The organism is Psychrobacter sp. H26, assembly GCF_059073035.1.
Window position 1 is genome coordinate 440060 of the sequence record NZ_JCACRW010000001.1, and the last position, 20767, is coordinate 460826.

A 20767-nucleotide genomic window follows, 5' to 3' on the forward strand; every position below is an offset into this window, starting at 1 on the left:
AAAAGTAATTAAGACTTCGACAGCCATCTTGATACGCTTTAAATGGGGTCGTTAATAATATCATTATTTGCTACCAACAGCCACTGATTGCAAGGGTTTAATCTGAGTGAAATAAGTCACTATATGACTTCTGACAGGTCAAAAGATATATTAAAAAGCCCTCTATGCACAAGGTATAGAGGGCTATGTTATTGATAATTAAAAACAGTTTGATCTAGTACCCAACCACCGCCGCATCAACAATACGGGGATCAGAAGAGCCATAAACGCCGTTTGGTGTGAGCATAATCGACTGCGTGGAGCCAATGGCTGATTTTGGACTGACCGTGTGACCCATAGATTCCAATTTTTTGACCGTATCTACATTGAGCGCTTTTTCAATACGAATCTCGTCAGGTAACCACTGGTCATGAATGCGCGGCGCGTGCGTTGCCTCAGCGATATTCATATCGTGATCGATGACGTTGGAGATGATTTGGGTGACCGTGGTAATGATACGGCTGCCACCTGGGCTGCCCGTGACAATATAAGGTTTACTGTCCTTAAATACCAGCGTCGGGCTCATCGAGGAGAGCGGACGTTTATTAGCTTCAACGGCATTTGCTTCGCCGCCTAGCAGTCCGTAACCATTGGGTACACCTGGCTTTGCAGAAAAATCATCCATTTCATTGTTTAACAATATTCCTGTGCCCTCAGCCACGAGACCAGTGCCGTAAGAAAAGTTCAACGTATAGGTGTTGGCGATGGCATTGCCGTCTTTATCAACAATAGAGAAATGTGTGGTCTGGTCGCTCTCATAGGGCAGAGGGTTGTTGGCTTTGATGGTCGAGGCTGGCGTGGCTTTGTTCGGGTCGATCAGTGTACGCAGTTTATCCGCATAAGCTTGTGAAGTGAGGCCGCTGGCAGGGACGTCAATAAAATCTGAATCACCGAGATACTCAGCGCGATCTGCATACGCCAGTTGCATCGCTTCCGCCATCAAATGAATGGTTTGTGCGCTATTTTGACCATAGTCCCCCAGTGGATATCCTTCTAAGATATTTAATATCTCAATAATGTGAATACCACCAGAGGAGGGTGGTGGCATAGAGACAATCTCATAACCGCGGTAATCGCCTTTGACAGGCACGCGGGCGATGGCTTCGTAATCGGCTAAATCCTGCAAGCTCATAGTACCACCTGCCGTATTGACCGCGTTGACAATTTTACGTGCGGTTTCCCCTTTATAAAATCCGTCCGCCCCTTGTGCCGAAATCCGTTTTAATGATTGGGCAAGTTCAGGCTGTTTTAACTGCTCACCCGGCTGATAAGCGCTGCCATCCGCTTTAAAAAACACTTTTTTGGTGCTTGGCCATTTTTGCAATCGATCACTCAAAGCAGTAAGCGAATCGGACAAACCTGCGGTGACCTCTATACCATCTTCTGCCAATGCAATCGCTGGTGCCATGACTTGCTCGCGGCTCATCGTACCATGCTCTTCTAGTGCTTTTAACAGTCCCGCTACCGTCCCCGGCACCCCAATGGCTAAGCCATGATAACGAGATAAGTCACTAACTGCGTTGCCCTCATCGTCGAGATACATATCACGAGAGGCGCTACTTGGTGCCTTTTCACGGTAATCAAGGGCGACTGTTTTGCCTTGATTGGCATCATAAATCATCATAAAACCACCACCGCCAAGGTTGCCCGCGCGCGGTAAGGTCACTGCTAAGGCAAAGCCCACTGCGACCCCAGCATCGACGGCATTGCCACCGTCTTTTAAAATCTGCAAGCCAATATCAGAAGCAAGCGCTTCTTGGGTGGCAACCATGCCATTTTTTGCCCATAGCGGATGGTGAATCGCATCTTCAGAGTAGATTGCCTGATCGCTATTGGCATTATTGGACGTGGTTTTGAGAGTGCTGGTTTTGGCTCGTGTGATGCGTTTGGTTTCAGATAGGACGGTTGGATTGTCCGTCATGATGGCTAAATTGATTGCACTGGTATTGATAGAGGTATTATTAAGCGTCGCGCTGTTTGCCGGAACGGTTGGCTCAAGTGCATGGGCTGAGACAGACAGTAGCAAGGCGCTTGTGATCAGCAATATATTAGTTTTTAGCTGGTTTTTGGTTTTCGAAGGGATCTGCTGAGCAGTCTGATCAGCATGAAAAGGGAGTCGTGACATCGCAAAGTCCTTTTTGGGCGAGTAAAGATAAACCATTAGAGAGATGTCTGAATGATAGCGAAAATAACGAATAGTAGAAAGTTGTTTATTAACTTCTACAATGAGGTGTTGATACAAGATGAGCAACTCTGTCAGTAATTTCAGTTGTTTTCATTCAAGCACGACCTAGCATAATTGCCTCGTTGTATAGAGGAAATTACTTCTCATTGAAGTTTTCCTTTAAAAAATATACGCTAAGCTTACTAAACTGTAACGTCTTGTGATATAAATAACAGTACTACTGTACACTCATTATCGATGAGTCTATTTACAAAAAGAGACTGCTATGCCATTACGTCATTTGAACACCTGCAATCAACAACGTTTTACTGAGACTACGCCTGCCTGTTTTTCTAATACTAAGCGCCATAATGATCGTTTATATCAAACCTGCAAACTGACTTCTATCGCACTGTTAGTGAGTAGTGCATCACTAGTGCTCGCAGGTTGTCAATCTGCATCTCCTATATCATCGAATACAGGGTCGACCAGCACACTGATAGACTTTAGCAGTGCAGATACCGCGCAGAGTCAAAGCCAAGGACGCGCCTTTACAGCCAGTCAAGATGCTCAGGCCGAGCGTTACGCGCAACTGTTTGATCAAGAAAAATACCCGAGTACTGAGAACCAAGCCAAGACGCATTTACTAGCTGCGATTCGTCAGCACTTAGCGACAGAGCATGTGGCTGTCGCCCAAGCGAACTATCAGTCAGTACCGTTCATCGATGCAGACAGTATCGATGCAGGATCAACCAGCTTGCTCAGAACGATCATAGAAACCTATGCCTATCAGCCTGAAGGGATGGTCGATGAATATCAGCCTTATAGCGATGATTATGACGATTCATTGCAGTCTGACTATTACAAAGACAAATACGGTGAGAGTGACCCTGCCGAGGTAGAAAGAAAAGCCATTGCCGCGATACTGGCCGAAGCCGGTGAAAATGAACCAGTAGGTGATCCCAACGCTGATAATAAGTATGGCTATGATAAAGACGGTTATGGCAGCGATGACTACTATAGCAGTGAGGACTATGACGACTATGGCAGTGGTACAGGGGGTGCGCTCTCAGGTATGTCAAGGTTAAACCCAAAGACAATGGCTGCAAAATATGAAGCCATGCAATTGGCAAAACAGCAGGCTAAGACAGAGGCATCAGCTGATGATAAGCCCTCGATGTCTCCTACTGGGTTGATTGGTAATATACTGACCATGTTCCACCGTACGCCAGAGCAAATCGCTGCAACTAACGCCTATCAGTATCAGAACTTGACGTTCAATAGTGTCAGCCAATATAACCCCAAGCAGCGACAATTACAAAGTGTCTATAGCTACGATTACGCCACACCAACGATCAGCTCGTCTATACAGGTTCCTCTCGCTTTTGATTTTAATAACAGTAAAGTCACAGTCGATCCATCGGCTATTATGCCACTTGTCGCCATGGTCAATCCTGAAAACACCCCTTTACCTGAGCAAATGGCTGCACATACGGTAAGTTTTGGTTTACCTGAAAGTGTTACCGCTCAGTTGCCACCAGCAGTACTGTATGACGCTGTGCTTAACGCCATACAGCAAAGCATGGCAGAATTAGCGCCTGAGCATTTTAGTGCGGTAGATATTGATGGTGATGTATTTGCCAAAGAAGTCGGTGCGACCCGCGCAGTAAAAGTCTATTTTGGTAGTCAACAAAGCGGTGAGATGATTGGTAAAGCACTAAAGTATGTGACGCAGTCGCTACAAGCGCATGTCGATGCCAATTCACAACAATACCCTGATGGCGCTATGCTAAAAGCTGCACTTGCCAAAGCGCAGCTGTATAACAAAGGTTACCAAAGTGCCGATGTGGGCTCGCTGTTGCAGCTCATCGAAGCTATTGGCCCTATCTCATTTAATCAAATCAATTACTACTACTTAGACAGCTCAGATCGCCTACTTGCCAAGCAGCAGCGTGTCAATATTGGTAGCGATTTTATGGGCTCTACGACGACTATGCTCAATCAAATACGTTATGACAAAACCAGCTTTAATCGTCATGCATTAACGCCATTATTAGCGGAATCGTTTGGTCCAAAAGCAGCCGCTCCTATCGATGGTAATGCATGGATTGCCGCACAGCGTGAGAAAAAAGACAGACTACAGCTGGCACGCTATACCCGTTATGACTATCAGGATGGTGAGCTAGAGGATTATTATAATAGTGATGACTATAACAGTGGTGACTATGAGCGTAGCTATGGCGAAGAGGCCATCGAGCAGAGCCGTACTGACAACGGCGAAGATGATACTGATAGTAAATAACAACTCAGTTGCATCATCTCATTGCATTTACGCTCATACCTATTAGGAACAAATAATGAACACAATATATAAAACCATCGCTCTACGCTTGCCACCTATGATAAAAGCCAATCAATTATTGACCAGTGCCTGTCTATCAGGGGCACTATTATTAACAGGTTGCCAAGCCACTAATGTCAGTCAGGCAAGTACGGCAGCTAAGCCATTACCTAGTACTGCAAAAAAGACATTGGCAAATGCGTTGCAAAAACAGCGCCGTCAATCGTTTAGCTACCATAGCAACCTTGAAATAAGTAATGGAATCAGCAATAACCGACCGCTGACTGCTACAGACAGCCGACACATGGCCGTAGCAGACTATGTGGATCAACACTGTGAGGAGGCGCATAACCAAGCGTATGCAGCGCTGATATTGGAGGCAGAAAACCAAAACAAAGAGGTTCTAACAGCTGATTACGATGCTGAGCGAGGTAACATTAAGCAGTCGTACGTCGAATGCGTAAAGGCTTACAATGCTTGGAACGATCATTATTATGATAGCACTATCAAGGTTGAACCAGAGTATCAGGCGCTATTCGATGATTATGAGGACAAACCAAAACCACTAGATAACAAAAAAGCGCAATTGCTTGATGAGTATTTGCTACAACCATTATCTATCGATGCGCAAGGAATCTACCAACCACTCGCGGGCAAGACGACAATGCTCGCCAGCGCCCAGTATCAGGCGCGCAACCACCATAGTAGTATCAATCAGCCTATTTACGTTGATTTAAAAAACGGTGATATCTATCTATGGGCAGATAACCTTGCGCTGATCAACTCTGAGCTATTAGACGATAAGCTTGGAGAAAAATGGCGCAACAAGTGGCTAAAAATAGCCATCGATGATGGCACACTGCCCAAAGGGTTTGGTCGTGCGGTGATAAAAAGCCACTTTGCCGCGTTAGATATGACTTATGATGCAGCCCCAGTTGGTCAGTTTGATTATGTCGCGCCCAACACACTTACATCAGTGTCCCCGAAGTTACCTGCTCATCAACTATCAGCAATGTTGCCAAGCGAATCCATTATTCGCCGAGTACAAAGCTTTGATAATTATCGTGACGATTATAAAAGTTATATGCAGATTGTCTACGATCGTATCAGCAAGCAATATCCAGAACTCATCGAAGAAGCAGCGCCTATGACAGCCTTTGAGACGATTCAAGACTCAAAGGCATTCACTAGCAAAGCGATGGTGCAAAAAATACTAGCGATGATCAAAGATCAAATGAACGATAACGTATCAGAGGCGCAAGCAGCTGCCCACACAGAGGTACAAGAGCTATATGGTTTTGATAAAAAGGGTCAGCTCAAATGGCAGCATGTCCATCGCAAGCTTGATATCGACAACGCCTCTGATAAAAACAACCATATGATGATAGACGTGTTGCAGCAGTACGCTGCTATCAATACCAAAAATATGGCGTTCCCGAATCTACCACGTGATGTTCAGTCGCCGAATACCAGCAATAGTATCGATCTTAGAGAATACGCGCCAGAGTTACTGCAATATTACCGTGATGGTAATGGCACAGTAGTGGGTAAGATGATATTTAATATGCTACCGATGGCCAAAGAGCGTCTTAGTTCGATTGATTAATGCGTAAGACCAGTCGTTGATGAGCAGAAGACTTTCAATAAAAAAGCGCACCGTTTGTAAGATGCGCTTTTTTGTTCATATAGCGATAGGCACTGTAGTGATGGGTACTATGTCGATAAGCAATACAAAGACAAATTAGTACCGATCAGTACAGTGGTGTCCGCTTACATACCTGGACGTTGCTCATCATGACCTTTACGGTCTTTTGAGTGCTTGCGTCCTTTTTCTTGTCTTTCTGATTTCATTTGTTCCATTTTTGCACGCTGTTCAGCCGTTAGGACTTGAGAGATAGCATGCTGAGTTTGTACACGCTCGATAAAACGTTGTTTGGTTTTGGCCGCTTGTTGATCAGCCAAGCGGTTTAGCGCAGCGTTATTTAGCGTGCTTGCGTTGGTCAAAGCTTGTATTTGCTGATCCATCTGCGCACGCTCTGCTTGATGCTGTGCACGATCAGCAGTACGATCGCCACGCTTTTCTTGCATGATGGCTTTGATTTGGGCTTGCTGTGTGGTCGTTAGATCCAGCTTTGACATTGGACCTTTCATAGCGCCATTTTTATGTTTTTGTTGCATTTGAGTCGCGGGTGTTGTATCGGTGGTTGCATTAACACTAGTACAGGCGGTCACGGTAAACACGCTAGAAGCTGCTAATACTGAACCTAATAATAATTTTTTCATGATGAGATCCTTTATGAAGTTGAGTGTGGTTTAGTAGACACTAAAATCTTATCTTGCGAGCATCCTTTTCCAGACTGCGGCACTCGCTGCTGATAGGAGCTATATTACGACAGTTAAAGGTTACGAACATTTATGAAGTATTAAGAAAGGTAACGTTTATAGCGAACTGATATGCGCATGCCTGATAATATGGATAACCGGACCAATGAAAGCCAATTGAAATCATCAAAAGTGAAAGGAGAGGCGTATGCCAAATATACTGATAGGTGATGATGACGAAGAGTTAACTCAGTTATTACAAGAGTATTTGTACAATCATGGCATCCATTGTGACTGTGTTCACGATGGCGCTGCGGTTATACAGCGATTAAAAGCGGTGGCGCACGACGATGCTGCCTACGATTTACTCGTGCTCGATATCATGATGCCCAAAATAGATGGGCTGAGCGTATTACGTCAACTGCCAAGTATCAGTGATATTCCTGTGATTATGCTGACGGCAAAGGGGGAGGAGATCGATCGTATCATCGGCTTAGAGTTAGGCGCTGATGATTATATCACCAAGCCCTGTAACCCGCGCGAACTGCTGGCACGTATCAATGCGGTGATCAAACGAACCAATACCACCACATCTGAGCATACACCGCTACCAGAGAGCCGGTTATCTCTTGACCAAAACCAGCGTGTTTGTGAGATAGATGGCGTGGCGTTACAAGTGACTGGGACAGAGTTTGACTTGCTTGTGGCACTACTTAAGCAAAAAGGAGAAGTGGTAAGTAAGGCATGGTTATCAGAGAATGTCTTGCAACGTGAGTTGCAGCCTTTTGACCGTAGCCTTGATGTGCATGTGTCTCGTTTGCGCAAAAAACTACAGCCTTTTCATGACGAACCAATTAAAGCGGTGCGTGGAAAAGGCTATCAACTGGTGCTCTAATGACAAACTCATCAATAAAAGCGTCCCAGCAGGACGCTAACAAAAATACTCAAAAATCACCCAAGCTAAAGGTACGTGTGACGCTGTTTTGGCGTTTGTTTTTGAGCTTGTTGCTGACGATTCTGATTACCTCTATTTTATCCATTGTGGTCGAGCGCTGGTTGGCCGAAAAGGAGCTGACTGCTCGGATGGATATACAAATTGAGAGCCTATTAATTAAACGTCAAGAGATGGCTGCAGCACTACGAGTAGGCGACTTGACCACGGTCACGCAGATGTATCGTCAGGACAGACGGCTGATGAATCAAATCAGAGTCTACGACGAGCAGGGTGCTATTATATTCCCGCGATATCGAGACCGAGAGGATCGAGCACAAGAGCGGCTACAGAACGGTCAGCAGTCAGTTGAGCGTGCCATACCACCGATGCCTCAGCCCAGAATGGACAACAACGATAGACCAAGAAATTATAATGACGAGGTACCAAAAAAACCGCCGACGGTCTTGCATGAGATTTTGAAGCCATTAACCTCGAGTAGTGCTGCAATTGCAGAGATAGATGCTCGTCCTGAGCTGGCCGACATCTCGGTTGAGCTGCCCGATGGGCAGTCAGTTATCATACAGCTGCGCCCGCACTTGCGTTTCTCAGATGTCGTTGCGTTGCAACACGGCAATTTTCCTATACGTCTGCTCTTGATTATCGTTTTTAGTGTGTTGATCTGTGTATGGCTTAGCCGTACATTGACCCAGCGTATCGGGCGTGTACAAAGCACGGTTCACCGTATGATTGATGGGGATTATCAAGCCAATCCAGCATTGTCAAAAATGGGTGATGATGAGCTTGGGTTACTGGCCAAAGACGTGGCGCATTTGTCGACGAGACTGGCTGAGAGTGAGCTGGCGCGCAAACAAATGCTAAGCGATATCTCTCATGAGCTACGCTCACCGCTTGCACGACTTGATGTGGCAACTGAGCTGACTCGCGACTTTGCCCCCAATGCCAATCGCTATCTAGACCGTATTGACAAAGAGTCTACGCGGATGAATGAGCTGATTGAACAAATCATTCATATTCAATCATTACAAATGCAGCAATATACGATCGACAATCTAGAAAGTGACGCCGTTGATTTGACTGAAATTATCAGTGATATCGGACAGGATGTGTGTTTTGAGTTTCAGCATAAAGAAGTTCACTGGCAGTGGCAACCACCTGAAGATTTGATGTCCACTGAGACAAAAAACGTAAAAGATGCTTGGACGATACAGGGCAATCAGGAGCAATTGCATAGCGCGCTCGAAAACATCATCCGCAATGCTTTTATGCATACGGCTGCAGGTTCGACAGTCATTGCTGAGATGAAAGCAGTTCAGACAGATGATGGTCGATCTGCCATTCAAATTAGCGTAAAAGATGAAGGCGGCGGTATAGCGGACAAGGACCTAGAACGTATCTTTCAGCCATTTGTGCGGTTAGACTCTGCGCGTCATCGTGATACTGGGGGGTATGGGTTGGGATTGGCTATCGTTCACGCTGTTGTGATGGCGCACAAAGGCTCTATCACGGCCTATAACCGACAGGATGGTACCAAAGGATTGATAGTACAAATCGTTTTGCCTATGAAAGAGAAAATAAAGTATTAAAAAGCAGCTTAAATGAATCGTTTTCGTTTTCGCTCATGCATATGTGTAGTGTACATGAGTACATAACCTGTATGAGATTATGGACTTATGTTTATAAAGAAGCATCGTCTTGACAAATGCACTCAATAATAAAAATCTATTATATTCACTAATATGAATATAATAGACGAGCGGTATTAAATCACGGACGAACGGTATTGTCTCTCTATATATATTCGGTAATACTAATATATAAGAGAGTGATACATAACTTACAAAACGAAACGTCTTACTTCTTAAACCTTAATATCAGCAATACTTAAAAAGGCTTTACTACCACACACATAACTCGTCTTATTTTGTCATATCGACTCTCTTGCAAGATGGATTTTATCTCTGATTTTTTAAATCTGACAAATCTGTAAGGGAGTACATATCATGAACCGCATCTATAAAGTCATCTGGAATGAAGCCCTAAATTGCTTTACCGCAGTCGGTGAGTATGCAAAAGGGCATGGCAAATCTTCCAAATCTAGTGTCAGTGCTAACACACCCATCAGCACGACATCTCGTTCATCTACTATCAATACACTACGCCTGAGTGCCATAGCACTTGGGCTCATAACGGCTGGATTCGGCATGCAGGCAAGCGCTGTAGGCACAGAAAATCACCATAATGGTAACTATAGTCACAGTCATGGTAGTCATGGTGTCCATAGTCACACCGCTGGTAACAACAGCCATAACAATTCAGGTCAAGGCAACCCCGGAAGTTCAATAGCACTAAAATTTGAAGGGGATAATGCTACAACTATTACACGCAGTAATGGTGAGACGCTCAATATTTTGGGCGGTGCAACAGGAGCGCTAACGAATGGCAACATCGGGGTCTTTGGTATAGGTGATACTTTGACCGTTAAACTAGCAAAAGATTTGACGGGTTTGGAAAGTACTACCTTTAACAGCGGTATTGTTATTTCATCCACTGGTATCAATGCTGGTAATAAGAAAATAACCAATGTAGATAATGGGCTGGTTAGTGCTAGTAGTAAAGAGGCGGTCAATGGCTCACAACTGCATAGTTTAACCAATACCGTCGCCGCTAACAAAACCAAGTACTATAGTGTCAATTCAACTGCCTCTGGCAATGCCAATAACGATGGCGCAACCGGACCCAATGCTATGGCAATGGGTGGTAATGCTAGTGCTACTGGCGGGCAAGCTATTGCTATTGGTAGCGGTCAAAGCGGTCAGAACACCGTAGCGAGTGGACAACAGTCTATCGCCATCGGTGCAAACGTCGTGTCAACAGGGCATTCTTCTATCGCCATTGGCGGCGATGATCTAGATGATGCCTCAAAAGCCAATATCGATGGGACCTCAGTATCCACACTCAATGGCGGTGATGTTAATACTACTTTCTTCTCCTATACAGGACGTGATTTGGTTGAGACGCCGCGCTACAAGGTAAACACCGAGTCAGGTGGTGCCGCCTCCATCGCTATTGGGGCAAAGTCGCTATCTGAAGGTGCACTATCTACCGCTGTTGGCGTACAGTCCTCTTCATCTGGTGTTGCGTCTTCTGCCTTTGGCATCGGCGCCTCAGCAAGCGAAAAAGGATCAGTCGCACTTGGTGCAGGGTCAGTGGCCAATGTTGCAGGTGGCACTATAGGTTATGATCCAACAGGTAATGACAATGCTGCAATCATAGCAACCCAAAGTGGCGCAAGTTATGGTGCTGTTTCAATCGGGACCGGAGAAGCAGGTGGTACTCGTCAGATTGTAAATGTCGCTGCTGGTACCAATGATAGCGATGCAGTGAACGTGTCTCAGCTAAAAGCGTTAGATGCTGTCGTTGCTGACATTGATTTTCCTATCCGCTCTAGCAATGCACAGCCATACACCACATCAGTAACAGGTACTGATGCTTTGGCAGTTGGCTCTAATGCCAATGCAAGTGGTAATAACTCAACCGTTATTGGAGAAAATGCGTTTGGAAAAGGAAATGCGACCGTCATTGGTGAAGGTGCACGATCTTCATTCAATGGCTTCGCGGGTGGTCAAGATGCAAAAGCAGGTGTTAATTCAGTTGCGATAGGTCAGAGAGCCACAAACGGCAATGCAAGTCGTGCAGTTGCAATAGGCTATGAAGCAAAAGCAACTGCCCAAGACACCGTTGCAATTGGTCTCGATGCACAAGCCAAAGCGCAAGGCAGTGTGGCACTCGGTAAAGGTGCTAGTGCCAATGCTCTAAACAGCGTGTCTTTAGGTCAAAACTCTGTTGCTGCGTTACAAAGTGGTGCTTCATTTTTAACCAACGTTGCTGCTGATGCCAATAACGGTACAGTCTCAGTGGGCGCTGTTGGAAGCGAACGTCGTATCATCAATGTGGCAGGTGGCTCAGCAGACACTGATGCAGTGAATGTATCTCAGTTAAAAGCGGTTGCAGACATTGCAAATGAAGGCTGGGACATCAGCGCACAAGGCGACAGTACTACCGCAAGTACGGTAGAACCTGGCGACTCAGTAGACTTCAATAGTAAGAATAGCAACATCACCGTCTCCAAAACCGCAAACAGTAATGATGTCTCGTTCGAGCTTAATAACAACCTAGACCTAGGCAATAACGGTAGCGTGGAAATGGGATCAAATGCTCCCTTTGGATTTGGTAGCACCACGACACTTGATCGCTCTGGTCTGACAACAGGCAACTCGTACTTTAGTACAACGGTAGATGGCTTAGGGGTCAAAACAGGCAATGCCTTGGCTAGTACATCAGTCAATGGCTTAGGCGTATTTGTAAATGGTCCATTGGGTATTCCTAGTACTGCTTTAACTGGGAATGGCTTAACCATTATCGGCGGCCCAAGCGTAACAAGGTCTGGTGGTATCAACGCCGGAAATAAAAAGATTGTAAATGTTGATAATGGTGAGAATCCAAATGACGCCGTCAACGTCAGCCAGCTCAATAGCTCATCTGCTGCTGCCAGAACCAAAGTGGTCAAAGGCACTAATGTGGCCAGTGTGGACTTTTCAACTGACAATAATACAGGCCAAGACGTTTACACCGTCAATGCTAATGGTACCAAAGTATCAGAAGGGTCGTCAGCAGTAGAAGTAAGCAATACTACTGATGGTAATAACTTGACTGACTATGCCGTTGACTTAAGCGATGACAGTAAAGCCAGTTTGGGTAAAGCGGATAGTGCGTTACAAACGGTGGTCACCCAGATCAATGGTGACGAGGTTAAAACCCTGAACCAAGCGGACAATGCTGCCAACTTCTTAACCGGTAAGAACATCGTTCTCACCGATAAGAATGGTGATATCGAAGTCGCAACAGCCGCTGTAGTTGACTTCACTAGCGTCACTACAGGAGACACCTTACTCAATACAGGTGGTGTTAGCTTCTTAGGTGGTAGCAGCGTCAGACTGAGCAGCACCGGTCTTAATAATGGTGGTAACAGAATCACTGAGGTGGGTGATGCTATTGAGTTAGATGACGCAGTCAACCTCAGTCAGCTAAACAGTGTCACAGAAACAGCCAACAGAGGCTGGGACATCAGTGCACAAGGCAACAGTACTACCGCAAGTACGGTAGAGCCTGGCGACTCAGTAGACTTCAATAGTAAGAATAGCAACATCACTGTCTCCAAAACCGCAAACAGCAATGATGTCTCGTTCGAGCTTAATGACAATCTTGATCTAGGCAACAACGGTAGCGTTAGTACAGGTAATATCTTTGGTGGTACTCAAGTTAATCGTTTGGGTATGGTCACAGGTGGCCTAGCTATGGGCGGGGTGACAACGGTTAGCGGGCTTGGCGTGAAAGTAATAGGTACAAATCCACTATCTAAGGCAACGTTGACCAGTGATGGTCTAAGCATGTTCAATGGCCCAAGTATTACTAAATCTAATGGTATCAACGCCGGAAATAAAAAGATTGTAAATGTTGACGATGGTGAGAATCCAAACGACGCCGTCAATGTCAGCCAGCTAAACAGCTCATCTGCTGCTGCTAGAACAGAGGTCGTTGCAGGTACCAACGTGGCTAGTGTGATGAAATCTACGGGTGATAATGAGCAAGACGTCTACACTGTCAATGCTAATGGCGTCACCGCTTCAGCTGGATCTGCTGCAGTCACTGTCACAGCGGGTGAAACAGATGAGATGACCAACATAACTGACTACGCCGTTGACTTAAGCGATGACAGTAAAGCCAGTTTGGGCAAAGCGGATAGTGCGCTACAAACGGTAGTTACCCAAATCGATGGTAACGAGGTTAAAACCCTGAACCAAGCGGACAATACTGCTAACTTCCTCACAGGCGACAACATCGTTCTGAGTGCTGATGATGGTGGTATTAGAGTGGCCACAGCAGCAGATGTGAGGTTCACCAGTGTGACCACAGGCGATACGGTATTAAATACAGGTGGTGTGAGCTTCTTAGGTGGTAGCACCGTTAGACTCAGCAATACCGGTCTGGATAATGGTGGCAATCAAATCACCAACGTCGCAAGCGGAGTAGGTGATGAGTTCAATGCCGCAAACATCGGTGATGTGAATCGTGCATCGAGCGCTGCTAGAACCAAAGTGGTGAAAGGCACCAATGTCGCCAGTGTAGACTTTTCAACTGACAGCAATACAGGTCAAGACGTCTACACCGTCAATGCTAATGGCGTCAGCGCTTCAGCTGGATCTGCTGCAGTCACCGTCACAGCGGGTGAAACAGACGAGATGACCAACATCACTGATTATGCCGTTGACTTGAGCGATGACAGCAAAGCCAGTTTGGGTAAAGCGGATAGTGCGCTACAAACGGTGGTTACCCAAATCGATGGTGACGAGGTCAAAACCCTGAACCAAGCGGACAATACTGCCAACTTTCTCACAGGCGACAACATCGTTCTGAGTGCCGAGGATGGTGGTATTAGAGTCGCTACAAAAGATGACGTCACCTTCACTAGTGTCAGCTTCACTGACAGTACAGTCCGTCTGAGTAATGGAGGACTGGATAATGGCGGCAATAGAATCACTGAGGTAGCCGATGGTGATGAAGATACGGACGCTGTCAATGTTAGACAGTTAAATGCAACCAATAGTACAGTCGACTTGGGACTGAACTTCACAGGAGATGACACCGCAGCTGTTATCAATCGTAAATTAGGACAAACCTTAACGATTCAAGGAGGTGCAACAGCGCTGACTGATAACAACATCGGTGTGGTCGCTGATGAAGATGGCAACCTAAACGTTAGGTTGGCTGAAGATGTGAGGCTTGGTCGAAACGGCAGTGTGAGAATGGAAAGCACTGTACTTAACAATGCAGGTGTTACCATCACTGACGGTCCTAACGAGACCATTACCTTAAGCAACGAGGGTCTTGATAATGGTAATAATAGAATCATCAAAGTTGATAAGGGGATTGCACCAACTGATGCCGTAAACTTTGCACAGCTCACTATGACCAATGATGAAATTGCCAAAGGTATCAGGGTTGGCGATGGCAATAGCGATAATGATCAGCAGTTTGCATTAGGCGATACGATTAATGTCACAGGTGATAGCAATATAACCACCACTGCTTCTGCGACTGGGGTAGCAGTCCAGCTCAACAACCAGTTAGATCTTGGTGATGAGGGTAGTATGCAGATAGGCAATAGCATTATGAATAATACAGGCTTTACTTTCATTGATAGTGGGCTGGGGAGAACGGTCACACTCAGCAGTCGTGGTCTGGATAATGGCGGTAACCCTATCAGCAATGTTGGTCGAGGCGAGCTAAACTCTGATGCTGTAAACGTTGGGCAATTGAGAGAAGTGACCATTGCCTTGGATCGAGGTTGGGATATCACCGCTCAAGGTGATATTGCGACTCAGGTAAGACAAGGAGATTCAATCGACCTAAATAGTAGAGATGGTAATATCAAAGTATCTAGAACGTTAGTCAATAATGCGGCTGCCTTGGACGCTAGCACAGGTTTACGTGCGGCAGCTATACCAGCTAATGCTAATGACATCAGTTTTGATCTCAACCCAGATATTACCTTGGACAGTGTCACTACTGGTGATACCACTATCAGTGATAATGGGTTGACCATAACTGATGGTCCAAGCATCACGAAAAGTGGTATTGATGCTGCTAATAACAAAGTCACCAATGTTCAAAATGGTGAGGTGTCAGCGACCAGTCAGGATGCTGTCAACGGTAGCCAGCTCTACACCCAAGGAGTTGGTATCAGTAGCATCATTGGCGGCGGTACTGTCTACAATGCTGAGAGTGGCACCTTCACTAATAGCGATATCGGTGGAACAGGTCAGAGCAATATAGACGGTGCCATTGCTTCTATTAGACAAGGGACGATTGAAATCAACGAAAGTGTGCAAGTGAATACCACAAGCATAGCTACTAACTCGACCAATATCGCCACCAATACGACGAATATTGATAATAACACCAGCAATATCACAACCAATACCACCAACATTGAGACCAACACAGATAGGCTCGATGCAGGACTTAGCTTTGGTGCAGACAGTGGCGACGACATCAATAAACCAATCGGAGACAGCAGTGTCCTAAGCTTCACAGGTGGCAGTAACATCACCACCACAGCAGAGGGTAGTAGCATTAAGTTTGATCTGAACGGTAACATCAGCGTTGACAGTGTCACAGCTGGGACGACAGTTATCAATAGTAATGGTATCAGTATGCAAGATGGACCGAGTATGACAGCCCAAGGTCTATATGCTGGTAATCAGCGCATGACTGGAGTCGCTGATGGTGTCGAGGCAACAGATGCTGTCAACTATAGTCAGCTGAGTGCGCTTGATAGCAGACTAGGTCGCAATATGAGCGATCTTGGCTATAAGATCGATGAAGTAGAAGATGATGCCAATGCAGGTATATCGGCTGCGATGGCTATGTCTTCACTACCTCAAGCCTATATCTCAGGTAAGTCACTGATCGGCGGCGGTATCGGTACGTACAATGGAGAAAGTGCCGTAGCGATTGGTTTCTCTAAGCTATCTAACGATGGTCGCTGGGTTATTAAAGTGAATGGTACAGCAGATACTCAAGGCAACGTAGGCGGCGCAGTGGGTGCAGGTTTCCATTTTGACTAAAAGGTTTTGGATTATGACACTTAGTAACCTATAAAAAGCAAGATATTAGATATCTTGCTTTTTTTGTGGCTGATGGATAGGTGTTTAAACCAACGATGGCATAACGATTCTGCTATTAGCTGTTATTGGTTGTTATATTGGTGTTTTTTGCTCAATTTGCTACGTTTTGTCAGCTGGATTTATTGGAAATGCAAGAGGGTGGGCAGTAGATCTCGCACGCTTTTTTATTTATCAAATCATCAAAAAAACCCATATACAGGGTTGTTTTTAATGCGTATTCTATTAGCTATGATGATACCAAACCCATTTGCCCGTCCTATCACTGCTTGGATCACTGTGTTCGTTATTTTACTGCACGGGGTTACGGTGTGGGCAATGGTATCTATGGACAGTCCACAACCGCTGATAGAGACGAGCAGCGTTAACGCTATAGAGGTGGAGTTTATTACACTGTCTTCACAGCCCAAAAAACCGCCACAGCCCAAAGAATCAATCAGTACGGACATGCAGCCCAAAACAGCGACGACAAAGCCTGCACAGTCTAATGCGCCTACTATGCAGTCGCGTTCAATAGAGCGACAGCCTATTGAAACCCTACCAGCAGAAGGGCTAGCGCCTACTCAGCCATTGTCAGTTGCAAAAACACCCGAAACCTCTGAGACTGAAACTTTAGAGGTTGAGTCCTCTATACCTAAATCCTCGACACCTGAGCCTTTCATTCACCATATACAGCAACAGCAACAGCAACAGCAACAGCAACAGCAACAGCAACAAAGCAAAGATATACCGTCATCAGAAGAATCAGCCAGAAAAAACATGACGATTGATACGCCATCATCGGTAGCAAACCTCACAATAGTAGAGTCCAAAAAAGTAGCGAAGACCTCTAAGCAAGCAAACCAAGCAGAAGCCGAAGAAGAGGATTATCTGTCCTATATGATTCGTGCTGTGACAGAGAAATACAATAGAGAACAAGCCGTACAGAAGCAGGCAGCAGCCAAACAAGCCAATAGAAAACGCAACGAACAGGCGCAGTGGCAAGAACAAGCAGCTAACGAAACGGTCAGAAAAATGCTAGCGCTGGCTGCTGCTCAAGCTGAAGAACAAACGATGGATCGATCGGCATCAGACAATGATGCTAGTCAGGCAATTGACGAGACTGTTTTTTTGGCAGAGTATGGCAGCTGGATTGAGGGACAGGAACCTATTACTAGTATTCCATCGCTAGTATGGCGTAGTGTTGATAGGGAGTTGGGTGACGTCTTTATTGTAATGCTTGAGCTACACGTCGACACAGCGGGCAGTATTACCGAAGTGCAGTTACTTGAATCGTCGGGCAGTCCTATCATCGATGCCATAGCAACGACCCAAGTAAGAGCGGGGCAACTCAATCCAATACAACAAAATGACGTAGCAGTCGATGCTATCGTACCGATGTCATTGGTCTATGAGCGAGCGAAGCGCTAAAAGGCCCGCTCAAAAAACCACCATAGCGCCACCAAAATACCAATCAATGATCCTATATAAAACACACCCCATTTATAGAACTGCGTGTGACGTAGTAATAGTGCTATCGGAAAGACCACAGCGATAAATACTAGCTGTCCCAATTCGATACCAATATTGAAGCTCAATAGCGCCAATACGCGTGCGCTTGTGGCAAGTGGTAAATCGACCAGTACATTGGCAAAACCAAAACCGTGAATGAGTCCAAAAAAGAAAGCCAAATAAACAGCTCGAACGCGTAGCATCGGTACCAAATTGTTTAGCGCAGCAAACGCAATAGACAGCGCGATGACAGACTCAATAAAGCGCGCAGGAATACTAACGATTTGTAATGCTGCTAAGCTCAATGTGATGGAGTGGGCAAGCGTAAAAGATGTGGCGATCCAAAAAACTTCGATTAACGCCGCTTTTGGGTTGGAGACAGCTACCAACTGTTTTTGTTGACGTATGTATACGGCAGGAATGAGGAGTACGAACAAAAACAGCAAATGGTCCAAACCGATTAGCAAATGGTGTATGCCACTTTTTAGGAAGTTTGTTACTATTGCCATCCAACCAGAATCTGCTTCTGTGCCCAATGGGCTCTGTCCGACTGTCAGCACTTGCAAGGGTGTGTCAGTGTTCGCTTGTGTCAATATTAAGCGATGATTGGCATCAATACCTGCCAATATCTGATAATCAAGACTATCGATTGGCTGATCACAGTTCAATGAAAAACGAGTATATAAGTAATTAAAACCGCCACGAGTATTGACAGCTAATGGTGCAAAACGTGCTACTTGACACGCTTGCGCTGCATTAGCCAATGTTACTTTAGAGGTGATGAGCTGCTCGATAAGCGGCGTCTGTGACGTCACTTCTGCCCAGCTCACTTGATTATCAGAATTTGCATCGATATCTATTAATAGTGCCAAATCGCGTAGTGATAGCTCATAGGTAGCATCGTATATAATATCGGTCGTGCTGTCAGAGTCCTCAAGTGCAAGGTTGAGGTAGGCGGTACTAGACTCATGCGCTTGTGCTAGGGTGCAGGTCAGCATGAGCAATAATACAGTCAAGTAGCGGTAAGTATGATGCCAAACAAGTCTGGAAAGTGCGCTCATAAAGTCTCATCCTTAGGCTTAACTGGTATCCATGTATACGCCTTGATGTTCACTTGGTTACCGTGAACGTGGTCATTGTGAACAGAAGCGTTTGCCGCTTGTAGGCTTGATTGTCGTTCACTTGCAGCTTGGCAATGTAGACAATCGCTTATGTTGCCCTCACGTAGAGCACGCTCTAATGCAGGATATTCAAACTGCGTATCTGCCATAAACTCGCGTATCAGTTCGATATCTTTTTGGCTGTCAGCTTTTATTGCTGCGGTAGCGTACAGTACGATGTCTGCCGTTTCGCGCTGCTGTTGCCAATTTTCTTTTGCCAGTTGTAGGGCTGAGTCCACTTTATTAGTAAGTAGCGCATAGGTGGCCTGTTCGCGCATATGGGCATCTTCTTGACGTATTTGCCAGACGTTAATGCGCTCTTTCATTAATGCTAAATTTTGCTTGGCTTTCGGGTCATTGAGCGCCATTTGAGCAGTAATCAGACGTAAAAGCAGGGTATCTTTTTCGGTATGCGTTTTGAGCAGCTCACGGACTTTTTTGTATTCACCAATACTGAGTAGCCAATCAGCGCGAGCCATAAGTGCAGGCACAGTCTGATCATCCATAGTACCGAACACCTGAGTGGCAAGTGCTATATCGTGGCTACGCAAGGCAGCGTCAGCTTGAATCAGATAAACCCAGCGTGCGGTCGAGGCATCCAGACCAGGCGCGATAGCGGCCAGTGCACTGAGCGTTTTTTTTGCAGTGTCAAGCTCTCCTGTCATGGTTTGTATCTGAGCGGCACATGCCAGCTCATAGACACGCAGGTCAGGGTCGTTAAGTTTTTTACAGTAGCGCATCGCTTCTGCAAATTGCCCTTGTACAAGCAGTAACGAAGAAAGCGTCAGCAGGGCATCTGGATGAGCGGGTTCTTGATCCAATATTTGTTTTAGGCGTTCTGTTGCTTCAGCGAATTTGTGATCCGATTGGAATGCTCGCGCCTGTAGCATCAAAGCATCTATACTATTGTCTGTGCTCTGATCCAATTGCGCACGTGCTTGCCCGAGTGCCCTTGGGTCGCCTTGTAAATAAGCACGCTCGATCAACTGACTGGTCTGCTCAAGGTTAATTTCGTGTTCATCAGAGGCAAAGTCAGCCGAGCTTAGGTAGCGAGGTGGTGGCGAGTTTTCTGGTAGAGTGGCGAGAATTTGTTGATCGTCCGTGGGGATAAATGGGGCAGCATAAACCGCTTGGCTACCGACAAATACTAAAAACAGTAATTTGACAAGTGTCTTAATCCAATGCATAGAAATTACCTTGGCTCAATATATAAAGAAACACCTAATCAGTAGGCTGATTAGGTGCTGGAACAATCTCATATCAAACTATAGTGAAGCGTTGGCGTCTGTGACAGCAACAGGCTCAGCCAAATTGGCTTCAGGAAGGATGATTCTATCGATATCCTGAGGCTCATCAGTGTCTGGACGGTTACTAGCGTCAATCACATCAGAGGTTCTTTTAGCAGCCAGCTCAGCTTTTGCTTGGTCTACTGCAACGTCACTTTTCCCTATACTTGATGAACTATCGTTATCATTGAAACAACCAGAAAGCGCAGCTGATCCAGTGATCAATACGGCTAACATTACATAGCGCATAGTATTTCTCCTTGGT

Annotated in this window: 11 protein-coding genes; 6 read left to right on the plus strand and 5 right to left on the minus strand. The window is 45.6% G+C overall.

The genetic code is table 11. From position 1 onward, the window contains the following. Window positions 1-214: 214 nt before the first annotated feature. Complete coding sequence (gene ggt / locus AC5JPT_RS01935) at window positions 215-2164, minus strand: gamma-glutamyltransferase (protein ID WP_493856881.1); 1950 nt, start codon at window positions 2162-2164, stop codon at window positions 215-217. Between the two features lie 325 nt (window positions 2165-2489). On the opposite strand from ggt, the gene AC5JPT_RS01940 reads away from it, so the two are divergent. Both AC5JPT_RS01940 and AC5JPT_RS01945 read left to right on the plus strand, forming a co-directional pair. Then, window positions 2490-4505 (plus strand): hypothetical protein, encoded by a 2016-nt coding sequence (locus AC5JPT_RS01940; RefSeq protein ID WP_493856882.1) that lies wholly within the window; start codon window positions 2490-2492, stop codon window positions 4503-4505. Between the two features lie 55 nt (window positions 4506-4560). Next, complete coding sequence (locus AC5JPT_RS01945) at window positions 4561-6150, plus strand: hypothetical protein (protein WP_493856883.1); 1590 nt, start codon at window positions 4561-4563, stop codon at window positions 6148-6150. Window positions 6151-6314: 164 nt separating this feature from the next. Here the strand turns inward: AC5JPT_RS01945 and AC5JPT_RS01950 are convergent, their stop codons facing one another. Continuing rightward, window positions 6315-6827: a Spy/CpxP family protein refolding chaperone gene (locus AC5JPT_RS01950; protein ID WP_493856884.1), complete on the minus strand. Its 513-nt coding sequence runs from the start codon at window positions 6825-6827 to the stop codon at window positions 6315-6317. A gap of 247 nt (window positions 6828-7074) precedes the next feature. Here AC5JPT_RS01950 and AC5JPT_RS01955 point away from each other — a divergent pair, with 247 nt between their 5' ends. From AC5JPT_RS01955 to AC5JPT_RS01970, 4 genes are all read left to right on the plus strand, one after another. Then, on the plus strand, window positions 7075-7761 hold the full coding sequence (locus AC5JPT_RS01955) for a response regulator transcription factor (protein ID WP_493856885.1): 687 nt from the start codon (window positions 7075-7077) through the stop codon (window positions 7759-7761). Further along, on the plus strand, window positions 7761-9404 hold the full coding sequence (locus tag AC5JPT_RS01960; RefSeq protein WP_493856886.1) for a sensor histidine kinase: 1644 nt from the start codon (window positions 7761-7763) through the stop codon (window positions 9402-9404). Before AC5JPT_RS01955 ends, AC5JPT_RS01960 begins: the two co-directional genes overlap by 1 nt. Before the next feature lie 417 nt (window positions 9405-9821). Then, window positions 9822-16508 carry an ESPR-type extended signal peptide-containing protein gene (locus tag AC5JPT_RS01965; protein ID WP_493856887.1) on the plus strand — a complete coding sequence of 2229 codons (6687 nt, stop codon included), beginning with the start codon at window positions 9822-9824 and terminating at the stop codon, window positions 16506-16508. Window positions 16509-16778: 270 nt separating this feature from the next. Then, window positions 16779-17975 carry a TonB family protein gene (locus tag AC5JPT_RS01970; RefSeq protein ID WP_493856888.1) on the plus strand — a complete coding sequence of 399 codons (1197 nt, stop codon included), beginning with the start codon at window positions 16779-16781 and terminating at the stop codon, window positions 17973-17975. Here the strand turns inward: AC5JPT_RS01970 and AC5JPT_RS01975 are convergent. The 3 genes from AC5JPT_RS01975 to AC5JPT_RS01985 all read right to left on the minus strand — a co-directional run bounded on the left by AC5JPT_RS01975 (window position 17972) and on the right by AC5JPT_RS01985 (window position 20751). Continuing rightward, the gene (locus AC5JPT_RS01975; RefSeq protein WP_493856889.1) at window positions 17972-19117 is read right to left on the minus strand and encodes a HupE/UreJ family protein; all 1146 of its coding nucleotides are present in this window, start codon (window positions 19115-19117) and stop codon (window positions 17972-17974) included. The two genes, AC5JPT_RS01970 and AC5JPT_RS01975, sit on opposite strands and share 4 nt — an antisense overlap. Next, window positions 19114-20403, minus strand: a complete 1290-nt coding sequence (locus AC5JPT_RS01980; RefSeq protein ID WP_493856890.1) for a tetratricopeptide repeat protein — start codon at window positions 20401-20403, stop codon at window positions 19114-19116. The genes AC5JPT_RS01975 and AC5JPT_RS01980 overlap by 4 nt, the downstream gene beginning before the upstream one ends. Window positions 20404-20481: 78 nt before the next feature. Continuing rightward, the gene (locus AC5JPT_RS01985; protein WP_493856891.1) at window positions 20482-20751 is read right to left on the minus strand and encodes a hypothetical protein; all 270 of its coding nucleotides are present in this window, start codon (window positions 20749-20751) and stop codon (window positions 20482-20484) included. Window positions 20752-20767 lie beyond the last annotated feature (16 nt).